Here is a 10,604-nt window from a genome sequence, read left to right as displayed (position 1 = left end):
GCCGACCGCCGCGAGGCCCTCGCCCGGCTGCGCGGCCAGGTCGAGTCGGCCAGGAGCAGGGCCAGGGCCGCGGGGGACGAGATCGGCAGGCTCACCAAGGCCGTCGAGGACGCCACCCGGCGCGCCGAACAGGCCCAGGACGAGCTCGACACGCAGGCCCTCGACGAGTCGCCGGCCGACCCCGAGCTCACGGCCGAGCTGGAGGCCGCGCAGGAAGGGGTGGACCTCGCCCGCGCCGCGGTGGAGGAGGCCAGGGCCGTGGCCGAGCAGGCCGAGGCCGTCGTGGAGCGGGCGCGGGCCGAGCTGGCCGCGCCCAGGGACGCGCTGGCCGCCGCCAAGGCCGCCGTGGGCACGGCCCGCGCCGCCGACGCCGAATCGCAGCGCGCCGTCGCCGCTCTCCAGGCGCGGTGCGAGGCACTGGAGATGAGCCTGGCCGGGGGAGCGGACGGGGCGGCCGCGCTGCTCGGCGCCGGTCTTCCCGGGGTGCTCGGCCCGATCGCCACGCTGCTGGCCGTACGCCCGGGGGCGGAGGCGGCCGTCGCGGCCGTCCTGGCGGTCGACGGTGTGGCCGTCGCCTCGCTGACCGCCGCCGTCGCGGCCGTCGAGCACCTGCGCGAGGCCGACGCCGGCCGCGCCGCCCTGCTGATCGCGGGGGACAGGAACGGTGACGGTGGGCGGCCGGAGGTGCCCGTCGCGGGCGCCGAGTGGGCCGCCGATCTGGTGACCGTGCCGGACGAGCTGCGCCCCGCCGTGGAGGCGCTGCTGTCCGGCGTGGTCGTGGTGCCCGACCTGCTCACCGCGCGCAAGGTAGTGGACGCCCACCCGGAGCTGCGGGCCGTGACCACGTCCGGCGACCTGCTCGGCGTCCACGCCGCGCACGGCGGCTCCGGTGGCGGCGCCTCGCTGCTGCAGATGCGTACGGCCCTGGACGAGGCCGCCGCCGATCTCGCCACCGCCCGGGCCGGGGCGGAACGGCACGCGGAGGCGCTGACCGAGGCCGTGGCCGCCGAGCGGGAGTGCCAGCTCGCGCTGGAGGCGGCGCAGGCGCGGGTCACGGAGGCGCAGAGCGGCGTGAGCGCCGCCCAGGGCGGCGTCAACGCCGCGCAGAACGGGCTGAACGCGGCGCAGGCCGGGCTCGACCGCCTGCGCGGCAGGCAGCGGGAGGCCGACCAGCGGGCCGCGGCGGCGGCCAGGCAGCTCGCCCGGCTGGAGGCCGCGGTCAAGGCCGCACAGGACGAGGCGGCCCGGCTCGGCCGGTCCGTGCTGGACGCGCAGGAGTCGCGCGAACAGGCGCAGGCCGCGGTCGTTGAGCTGGAGGAGCAGCTCGCCGAGGCGGAGTACGCCGCCGAGCTGGAGGCGGAGCCGACCACCGACACCCGGGACGACCTGGCCGCCGCCTGCGGCGTCACCCGGCAGGCCGAGATGGAGGCCCGGCTGACCGTCCGTACGGCCGAGGAGCGGGTGCGGGGCATCGCGGGCCGCGCCGACGCCCTGCTGCGCGCGGCGCAGCGCGAGCGGCAGGACCGCGCCCGGGCCGCGGCCGACCGGGAACGCCGCCGCAGGCAGGCGGAGATCGCCGCCGCGGTGGCCGACGGAGCGCGCGCCGCCCTGGGCGCGCTGGAGGGCTCGCTCGCGCGGGCCGCCGAGGAGCGCGACGAGGCCGATCGGGCGCGCGGGCGGATCGACGGCGAGCTCAAGCAGGTGCGCCTGCGCGTGCGGGAGCTCGGCTCCGAGCTGGACGCCCTGGTCAACCGGGTCCACGGCAGCGAGATGGCCAGGACCGAACGCCGGCTGCGCCTGGAGCAGATGGAGCAGCGCGCCCTGGAGGAGTACGGCATCGAGCTCGAACCGCTCATCGCCGAGTACGGGCCGGGCGTGCCGGTGCCGGGCGACCCGCCGGTGCCGTACGTCCGGGAGGAGCAGGAGAAGCGGGCCAGGACGGCCGAGCGGCAGATGACCCAGCTCGGCAAGGTCAACCCGCTGGCGCTTGAGGAGTTCGCCGCGCTCGAGGAGCGGCACGCCTTTCTCACCTCGCAGCTCGAAGACCTCAAGAAGACCCGGCGCGACCTGCTGCTCGTGGTCAAGGAGGTCGACGACCGGGTCGAGCAGGTCTTCGCGGCGGCGTTCGAGGACGTGGCGCGCGAGTTCGGGGAGATCTTCCAGCGGGTCTTCCCCGGAGGGGAGGGCCGCCTGCTGCTGACCGACCCGGAGGACATGCTGACGACGGGCGTGGAGGTCGAGGCCAGGCCGCCCGGCAAGAAGGTCAAGCGCCTGTCGCTGCTGTCCGGCGGCGAGCGGTCGCTGACGGCGGTCGCGTTCCTCGTCTCGATCTTCAAGGCGCGCCCGTCGCCGTTCTACGTGATGGACGAGGTCGAGGCGGCGCTCGACGACACCAACACGCAGCGGCTGCTCACCCTCTTCGAGGAACTGAGACAGACCTCACAGCTCATCGTGATCACGCATCAGAAGCGCACGATGGAGATCGCCGACGCGCTGTACGGCGTGTCCATGCGCGGCGACGGTGTCACCCAAGTCGTCAGCCAGCGCCTCCGCGAGAAGGTCTAGGCAGAGCGGGGCGGCGCGCCCCTCCGGTTCGCTCGTGTTCTCCCGCTCACCATCGGGGCGCTCATTTCCGCCTGGTCGTGCCGGAGGCGCGCCATGAGCGCGTCCCTCGTCGCGCTTGGTCGCTTCGCTCCCGCGCGCTCCTCAGTCCAGATCGGCGGCGCGCCCCTCCGGATCGCTCGAACGAGCTGTGCGCTGGCGGGAGTAATGCGGGTGATCTGGGAAACTGCATGGTGTGGACGGTTACCTCGGCATCATCGTGATCGTGGCCATCGTCGCCATATTGGCGGTGGGTGGCCTCTGGCTGCTGTTCCGGCCGAAGGCGAAGGATCTGCCGCCCGCGCCGCCGGCCCCGCCCGAGCCGAAGGCTCCCGTGATCGAGGAGCCCGCGAAGACGGGACTCGGTGAGGAAGACGGCGGCACGACGACGACACTGCCGCCCCCCGCCGCTCCGATCGAAGAGCTGATCAAGGCTCCCGAGATCGAGGTCCCGCCGCCCTCGGCCGGCCGGATGGTGCGGCTGCGCAGCAGGCTGGCCCGTTCGCAGAACGTCCTCGGACGCGGCCTGCTCGAACTGCTGTCGCGCGACCGCCTCGACGACGACGTCTGGGACGAGATCGAGGAGACTCTGATCACCGCCGACGTCGGCGTCGCGCCGACCAGGGCGATGGTGGAGGAACTGCGGACGAAGGTGAAGGTCCTCGGCACCCGCACCCCTGACGAGGTGCGCAAGCTGCTCAGGGAGGAACTGCTCACGCAGATCGCCCCCGACCTCGACCGGACCCTGCACACCAAGCCGCACGGCGAGCGGCCCGCGGTCGTCCTCGTCGTGGGCGTCAACGGCACGGGCAAGACCACGACCTCGGGCAAGCTCGCCCGCGTCCTGGTCGGCGACGGCGGGAAGGTCGTCCTCGGCGCCGCCGACACCTTCCGCGCGGCGGCCACCGACCAGCTGCAGACGTGGGGCGACCGCGTCGGGGCGGGCGTGGTGCGCGGCCCGGAGGGCGGCGACCCGGCGTCCGTGGCGTTCGACGCCGTGGCCAAGGGCATCGAGGACAAGGCCGACACCGTCATCATCGACACGGCGGGCCGCCTGCACACCAAGACCGGCCTCATGGACGAGCTGGGCAAGGTGAAGCGGGTCATCGAGAAGAAGGCCGCCGTGGACGAGGTGCTGCTCGTCCTCGACGCGACCACGGGGCAGAACGGCATGCGTCAGGCGCAGGTCTTCGCCGAGGTGGTCAACGTCACCGGCATCGCCCTGACCAAGCTGGACGGCACGGCCAAGGGCGGCATCGTGATCTCGGTCCAGCGCGAGCTGGGCGTGCCCGTGAAGCTCGTGGGTCTCGGTGAGGGGCCGGACGACCTCGCGCCGTTCGACCCCGAGGTCTTCGTCGACGCCCTGCTCGGCGACTGACAGACGGGAAGGCGGGGGGGCCGGTGCTCCCGGCCCGCCCGCCTTCAGTCGCGCAGGAAGGCGCGCAGCTCCTCCAGGTGCGGGGCGATGTCGATGCTCTGCCCGGACAGCCAGCGCGGGTCGCCGTAGGTGTCGCGGTAGCGCTCGGCGCCGTCGCAGATCAGCGTGACCACGCTGCCGCGCTCGCCTCGCTGCCGCATCTCCCGGATGATCTGGACCGCCGCCGCGATGTTGGTGCCGGTCGAGCCGCCGACCTCCCGGCGGGTGACCTCTCTGACCCAGTGCATGGCCGCGATCGACAGGGCGTCCGGGACCTGCGTCATCCGGTCGATGACCGTCGGCAGGAACGACGGCTCGACCCGCGGCCGGCCGATGCCCTCGATCCGCGATCCGGCGCCGCCGTGCTCCTCACCGGAGATCCAGGACGGGTAGAACGCCGAGCCCTCGGGATCGGCCACGCACAGCCGCGTCTGGTGCCGGCGGTAGCGGATGTAGCGGCCGATCGTCGCGGAGGTGCCGCCGGTGCCCGCACCGACCACGATCCACGCGGGCTCCGGGTGCCGTTCGAGGGTCATCTGCTGGAAGATGCTCTCGGCGATGTTGTTGTTGCCCCGCCAGTCCGTCGCCCGCTCCGCGTAGGTGAACTGGTCCATGTAGTGCCCGCCGGTCTCGGCGGCGAGCCGGTGCGACTCGTCGTAGATCGCCCTGGGGTCGTCCACCAGGTGGCACTTGCCGCCGTAGAACTCGATGATCTCCCGCTTCTCCGGCGAGGTGCTCGCCGGGATCACCGCGATGAACGGCAGGCCGAGCAGGCGGGCGAAGTACGCCTCGCTCACGGCGGTGGACCCGCTGGACGCCTCGATGATCGTGGTGGTGGGCCCGATCCAGCCGTTGGCCAGGCCGTACAGGAAAAGGGAGCGGGCGAGCCGGTGCTTGAGTGAACCGGTCGGGTGCACCGACTCGTCTTTCAGATAGAGGTCGACACCCCAGTGCGAGGGGAGCGGGAAGGCATGCAGATGAGTGTCACAGCTTCGGTTGGCGTCGGCCTCGACGGCCTGGATGGCGTCGGCCACCCAGGCCCTCGTGACCGGATCATGCCGATCCAGGTGGTTCATGGCGCCACTCTGGCACGTTGTCCGGCATGAACACCAAAGGCCCCAACTGGGCCGACAGACAGTGAAACCTGCCACATTTTACTCTCGATTGAGGCTCCAGTGTTACGCTAATGAGACTTGTTCGGCTTGCGCGTGACCTGGCCGCGCGGGCCTGGTCCCTACATCGACGGTGCTGACCAGGCCGGACGACTTAACAGCGTGCTTAGGCCCCGATCGGCACGATGTCCTTGGCACAACGATGAACGAGCGACCTCGCATGTGTTCCGGCCGGACGGGTAACGGGGGAGAAGTTCCGTAGGGGGAAGAGATGATCTCGACCGACGAGCAGCGGCAGGCATGGTTCGAGCGTGAGGTCGTGCCGGTGACGAGCCAGCTCTACGCGTCCGCGATGCGTCTGACGCGCAACCCCGCCGACGCCGAGGACCTGGTTCAGGAGACCGTGGCCAAGGCGTTCACGTCGTACCACCAGTTCCGTGAGGGCACGAACCTCAAAGCGTGGCTGCACCGCATCCTCACCAACAACTTCATCAACGACTACCGGAAGAAGCAGCGCTCGCCCAAGCTGTCGGCCGCCGAGGAGATCGAGGACTGGCAGTTGGCCGCGGCCGAGTCGCACACGTCGACCGGGCTGCGCTCGGCCGAGACCGAGGCGCTCGACCAGATCCCGGACAGCGTCGTGATGAACGCCCTGCGCGCTCTGCCGGAGGACTTCCGGGTGGCCGTCTACCTGGCCGACGTGGAGGGCTTCGCGTACAAGGAGATCGCCGACCGGATGGGCACGCCGATCGGCACCGTGATGTCCCGGCTGCATCGGGGCCGCCGGCAGCTCCGGGGCATGCTGGAGGGCTACGCCCGCGAGGAGGGCGTCGTACGCATTCCCGAGCAGGCCTGCGCGGCCTGACGGGCAGGCGGCGGGCAGGGGCCCCGGCTCAGGCGGGGCCCAAGCGGCGGTCAGGAGTGCTCATGCGGCGGTCAGGAGTGCTCATGCGGCGGCGATGAGGGCGATCGCGCCGAGCGCGAACCCCACGCCGGTGATCTGCACGGGGCTCAGCCGCTCACCCAGGACGTACCGTGCGAGCAGCAGGGTGCTCGCCGGGTAGAGCGACACCAGGACGGCGACCAGGGTGAGCATCCCCCGCTGCGCCGCGAGCAGATAGAGCACGTTGGCGGCCATGTCGAGCACCCCGGCCATGATCGTCACCGTCAGGCTGCCGGGCACCGGGCGCAGGCTCCTGCGCGTGGCGAGGGCCAGCAGCGCGACCAGTGTGATCGACGCGATCCTCGCCCCCAGCAGGGGCCATGTGCCGGAGTCGGCCGGGGCCAGCTTGAGCAGCACGAAGAACCCGCCGAAACCCGCTCCCGACACCAGGGCGGCGATGATCGGTCCCGCCTTCGGGCCGCTCGCGCCGCCGCTCGGCTCGCGGCTGACCAGCAGGACGGCGAGCAGGCCGAGCGCGACGCCCACCAGTGCCAGGGCGGACGGCCGATCGCCGGTGAGCAGGCCGAAGACCACGGGGACGGCCATCGCCGTCGTCGCCGTGGTGGGGGCGATCACGGACATCATGCCGGTGGCCAGGCCGCGGTAGAACAGCACGATGCCGAGGGCTCCGGCGATCCCGGAGGCCATCCCCCAGGCCAGCGCGGCCGGGCTCGCGTGGCCCGGCAGGATCGGGAGCAGGACGGCGATCAGCAGCAGGCCGCCGAGCTGGGAGAGCACGACGACGGCCAGCACCTTCGAACGCCTGGTGGCGAGCCCGCCGAAGAAGTCGGCCGTGCCGAAGATCACCGCGCATGCCGTCGCGAGCACTGCCGCCGTCACAGGACCCCCAAGAGATTGCATCAATAGTGCAATGGATTGTACTCGGAGATCACTATTGTGGACCCATGGCTGATCCTGAGACGATCACTGCGGCCATCGCCGCCAACGTACGGGGCCAGCGGGCCCACCGGGGGATGACCCTCGACGAGCTCGCGGCGCGGTCGAACGTGAGTCGCGGCATGCTGATCCAGATCGAGCAGGGCCGCACCAACCCGAGCGTCAACACGCTCACCCGCATCGCCGACGCGCTGGGCGTCACCCTCGCCCGGCTGGTGGAGGTCGCCGACACACCGGTCGTACGGGTCGTGCACGAGTCCGAGGTGGTGACGTTCCGGCACTCCGGGGGAGGATCGGCCCGCCTGCTCGTGGGGACCGACGCGCCCGCGATCCTGGAGCTGTGGGACTGGCGGCTCGGGCCGGGCGAGCACCACGACGGCGACGCGCACCCCGCCGGCACCAGGGAGATGCTCACCGTTCTGGAGGGGCGGCTCACGCTGACCGTGTACGGCAGGAGCCACGTCGTGGGGTGCGGTGACGCCGTCGTGTTCAGCGCCGACCGGCCTCATCGCTACGCCAACGAGCACGACGAGCCGCTGCGCTTCGTGATGGTGGTCACCGAGCCGCCGGAGCCACCGGATGTCCGGGAGCCGGCCGATGGCGGAGAACCTGCAGATGACTGACGAGTAAGGGCTGCGTGGTGACGCTCAGTAGCCGATGATTACAGAATGAATCCGCAAGCGCCGCTCCAAGGTTGGGTACATCCCTTTTTGTGCGTGTCTGCTGTGCAGGGGGCGGTGGCCGGTGAGTGAATCGCGAGTCGCGGTGGAAAAACTTCGCGCGGAACTCGCCGCGCTCGGGGTGGCCGACGCCTACGAGATCGGCGACGAGGCTACTCTCTCCGTCTGGATAGGCCTGGTCGTGACCTTCCGTGAGGGCTTTTACCGTTGGCGCGAGGGTGCCGTGAAGTGCCGGCACCTGGGTACGGACCCCGCAGGATGCGCCATCCGGGTGGCCCGCAGGTACGCCGAACTCAAGGCGGACGTGCCGCCCTGGTGGGAGGAGCTGGAAAAGGTTCTGCGGGGGGGATCGGCCGGAGGCTATCCGTAGCGTTCGTGGCCCCCCGCCTGCTCCGGGGGGTCGTATGCGGATCGGATCCGTTCTGCTGTCGTTGCTGCTGATCGGCGGATGTGGCCAGGTCAGGACCGTACCGGCCGCCGGCGAGCGTCCCGTGGCGCCGCATCCGCGCTTCGGCACGCCGGGGCGTTTCGACGCCGACCTGCTGCGCTTCCGGCTGGCGGGATCGCAGCGGGGAGCGCCCGGACCGCGCCTGCCCGCGATCCCGCCGCCCCGGCACGTCGACTGCAGGCAGCACAAGTGCGTGGCGCTGACGTTCGACGACGGGCCGGCCGAATACACCGGGCACGTCCTCGACCTGCTCGCCGCCCACCACGCCCGGGCCACGTTCTTCCTGCTCGGGCAGATGGTCACGGACGAGACACGGGACTTCGTGCGGCGGATGGCCTCCGAGGGCCACGAGATCGGCAACCACTCCTGGGACCACGCCTCCCTGCCGGGGCTGTCGCCCGACGGCCTGCGCCGCGAGCTCGACCGGACCCAGGAGGCCGTGCGGAAGGTGACCGGCGTGCGGATGCGCGTCATGCGCCCGCCGTACGGCGCGACGAACCAGACGGTCGACAACGAGACCAGACAGGCGGGCCTCGCGCAGATCATGTGGGCGGTCGACACCCTCGACTGGCTCAACCGCAACCCCGCCGTGATCACCCAGCGCAGCGCCGCGGCGAAACCGGGTGACATCGTGCTCATGCACGACATCCACGCCACCACCGTGCAGGCACTGCCCCGGCTGCTCGACGAACTCGACCGCAAGGGCTTCACGTACGTGACCGTCTCGGAGCTGCTCGGAGCCACCACGCCCGGCAAGAAGTACACCAACCGGTAGACGGGCCACGGCCCGCGCGGTCCCGGTCCCGGGACTGTCGGTGGGGCGTGCGAAGGTTGGTGGCATGGGTTTCAGCGGGTTCCCTGACGAGGCGCTCATCTTCTACGAGGGCCTCGTCGCCGACAATTCGAAGGCGTACTGGACGGCCCACAAGGAGTTGTACGAAACCGGGGTCCGGGCGCCGATGCTCGCGCTGATGGACGAGCTGGAGCCGGAGTTCGGGCCCGCCCACCTGTTCCGCCCGCACCGCGACGTGCGGTTCGCCAAGGACAAGTCGCCGTACAAGACGCACCAGGGGGCCTACTGCGGAGTGGGCATGGAGGGCGTCGGCTACTACGTCCAGGTGGACGCCGACGGCCTCTATGTGGCGGCGGGCTGGTGGATGCCGGGCGACCAGGTGTCGCGCTACCGCGAGGCCCTGGACGACGACACCGCCGGGCCCCTGCTGGAGGAGATCCTCGCGGCCCTGCCCGCCGATCTCACGGTCGGCGGCGAGCGGCTCAAGACCCGCCCTCGCGGCACGCCGGAGGACCACCCCCGGCTCGACCTCCTGCGGCACAAGACGCTGCACGCCGGGCGGCGGTTCGAGCCGGAGCCGTGGCTGCACACCCCCGAAACCCTCGACCGGGTCCGCTCGACCTGGCGGGCGCTCGTCCCGCTGGTCGACTGGCTGCGGCGCCACCTGTCCTGACCGCCCCCCCGCCCGGTCAGCCGCGGCGCTTGACGACGCCGCAGCCGATCCGGGCACCGGCGTCCCCGGTCTTGCGCGTGGTCGTGTCCGGCCCCACGGCGCCGGTGTCGTCGGGGCGGTGGAAGTACCGGTCCGGGATGTGGGCGAAGTTGTCCGGTCCGGCGTGCACCACGAACGCGCTTCCGTTGGTGTCGGCCAGCTGCTCCGGGGTGAACCTGTCGGTCACGAAGGACGCGGAGGCGGTGCCGTCCGCGGCCGCAAGCAGCGGCGGCATGTCCCCGGCCGTGTCCCCGTGCGCTCCCGAGCCGAGGTGGCTTCCGGCGCTGGAGAACGCGCTGCCCGTCGCGCGGTCCACGGAGCGGGGATCGCAGACGCCGGCGGCGTGGACGTGGAAGCCGTGGAATCCGGGAGCGAGTCCCCGCATGCCGACGCTGACCCGCGACTTCTTCTCGTCGTACCGCTCGACGTGCACGGTGCCCAGGACACGTCCCGCGGTGTTCCTGATGACCGCGGTGATCGGCTCGCCGGGGCGGGTCCGCGGTGCGAAGGCCCCCGTGGTGGAGGCTGCTGTGGTGGTGGTCCCCGTGGTGGTCCCCGTGGTGGTCCCCGTGGTGTTCGCTGCCGTGGTGTTCGCTGCCGTGGTGGTGGCTGCCGTGGTGGTGGCGGACAGCACCGGCACGGCCGGGGCGGCCGCGGCGGCCAGTCCCAGGGCGAGCCCGGCGGCCATGGCGAGACGGGTTGTGCGGGGCATGATCGCTCCTCCTCAGACGCTGCACTGCCTGCGACAGCAGAGCACGGCCGAGTGGGAGGGGGAGCGCGAACGACGTCATCTGTGCCCGCCGTTTACCCGCTCTTGCCGTCGGAGCCTCTCGTCGGCGTCGCCGTCGAAGCCCTGGAGCACGCCGCAGACCGGCCGTGACGACCGGAGGCGGCGTCGCCGGGTCCGTGACGGCGCCCGTCTTTCTGGGGGCGGCAGGCCGAAGCCCCCGCCGACCGAGTCGGCGAGGGCTTCGGGTGAAGGAGCCTTCGGGTGAAGACGC

10 protein-coding genes are annotated in these 10,604 nt (G+C 72.0%); 7 read left to right on the top strand and 3 right to left on the bottom strand.

Features of this window, described 5'->3' with window-relative positions; genetic code table 11:
• Both AB0J39_RS07320 and ftsY read left to right on the top strand, forming a co-directional pair.
• Positions 1-2,565: AAA family ATPase (locus AB0J39_RS07320; protein WP_363462563.1), on the top strand; the 2,565-nt coding region annotated here is incomplete at its 5' end.
• A 232-nt stretch (positions 2,566-2,797) separates the two neighbouring features.
• Positions 2,798-3,979, top strand: coding sequence for a signal recognition particle-docking protein FtsY (gene ftsY / locus AB0J39_RS07315; protein ID WP_363462562.1), 1,182 nt, complete (start codon positions 2,798-2,800; stop codon positions 3,977-3,979).
• A 44-nt stretch (positions 3,980-4,023) separates the two neighbouring features.
• Here the strand turns inward: ftsY and AB0J39_RS07310 are convergent, their stop codons facing one another.
• Positions 4,024-5,094 (bottom strand): PLP-dependent cysteine synthase family protein, encoded by a 1,071-nt coding sequence (locus tag AB0J39_RS07310; RefSeq protein WP_363462561.1) that lies wholly within the window; start codon positions 5,092-5,094, stop codon positions 4,024-4,026.
• 307 nt (positions 5,095-5,401) lie between these two features.
• Between AB0J39_RS07310 and AB0J39_RS07305 the strand changes: the two genes are divergently transcribed.
• The gene (locus AB0J39_RS07305) at positions 5,402-5,995 is read left to right on the top strand and encodes a sigma-70 family RNA polymerase sigma factor (protein WP_363462560.1); all 594 of its coding nucleotides are present in this window, start codon (positions 5,402-5,404) and stop codon (positions 5,993-5,995) included.
• Between the two features lie 81 nt (positions 5,996-6,076).
• Here AB0J39_RS07305 and AB0J39_RS07300 read toward each other — a convergent pair whose 3' ends face one another.
• Positions 6,077-6,913, bottom strand: a complete 837-nt coding sequence (locus AB0J39_RS07300; protein ID WP_363462559.1) for a DMT family transporter — start codon at positions 6,911-6,913, stop codon at positions 6,077-6,079.
• A 65-nt stretch (positions 6,914-6,978) separates the two neighbouring features.
• Between AB0J39_RS07300 and AB0J39_RS07295 the strand changes: the two genes are divergently transcribed.
• The 4 genes from AB0J39_RS07295 (at position 6,979) to AB0J39_RS07280 (ending at position 9,564) form a co-directional block, all read left to right on the top strand.
• Positions 6,979-7,593 carry an XRE family transcriptional regulator gene (locus AB0J39_RS07295; RefSeq protein ID WP_363462558.1) on the top strand — a complete coding sequence of 205 codons (615 nt, stop codon included), beginning with the start codon at positions 6,979-6,981 and terminating at the stop codon, positions 7,591-7,593.
• Positions 7,594-7,735: 142 nt separating this feature from the next.
• A complete protein-coding gene (locus AB0J39_RS07290; RefSeq protein WP_311922820.1) occupies positions 7,736-8,020 on the top strand; it encodes a hypothetical protein in 285 nt (94 codons plus the stop codon).
• 34 nt (positions 8,021-8,054) lie between these two features.
• A complete protein-coding gene (locus AB0J39_RS07285) occupies positions 8,055-8,873 on the top strand; it encodes a polysaccharide deacetylase family protein (protein ID WP_363462557.1) in 819 nt (272 codons plus the stop codon).
• 64 nt (positions 8,874-8,937) lie between these two features.
• A complete protein-coding gene (locus AB0J39_RS07280; RefSeq protein WP_363462556.1) occupies positions 8,938-9,564 on the top strand; it encodes a DUF2461 domain-containing protein in 627 nt (208 codons plus the stop codon).
• A gap of 16 nt (positions 9,565-9,580) precedes the next feature.
• Here AB0J39_RS07280 and AB0J39_RS07275 read toward each other — a convergent pair whose 3' ends face one another.
• Positions 9,581-10,315: a superoxide dismutase family protein gene (locus AB0J39_RS07275; protein ID WP_363462555.1), complete on the bottom strand. Its 735-nt coding sequence runs from the start codon at positions 10,313-10,315 to the stop codon at positions 9,581-9,583.
• Positions 10,316-10,604 lie beyond the last annotated feature (289 nt).

The sequence above is a fragment of the Microbispora sp. NPDC049633 genome, assembly GCF_040675265.1.
Classification (GTDB): domain Bacteria; phylum Actinomycetota; class Actinomycetes; order Streptosporangiales; family Streptosporangiaceae; genus Microbispora; species Microbispora maris.
This window is presented reverse-complemented; position numbering and strand designations above follow the sequence as displayed.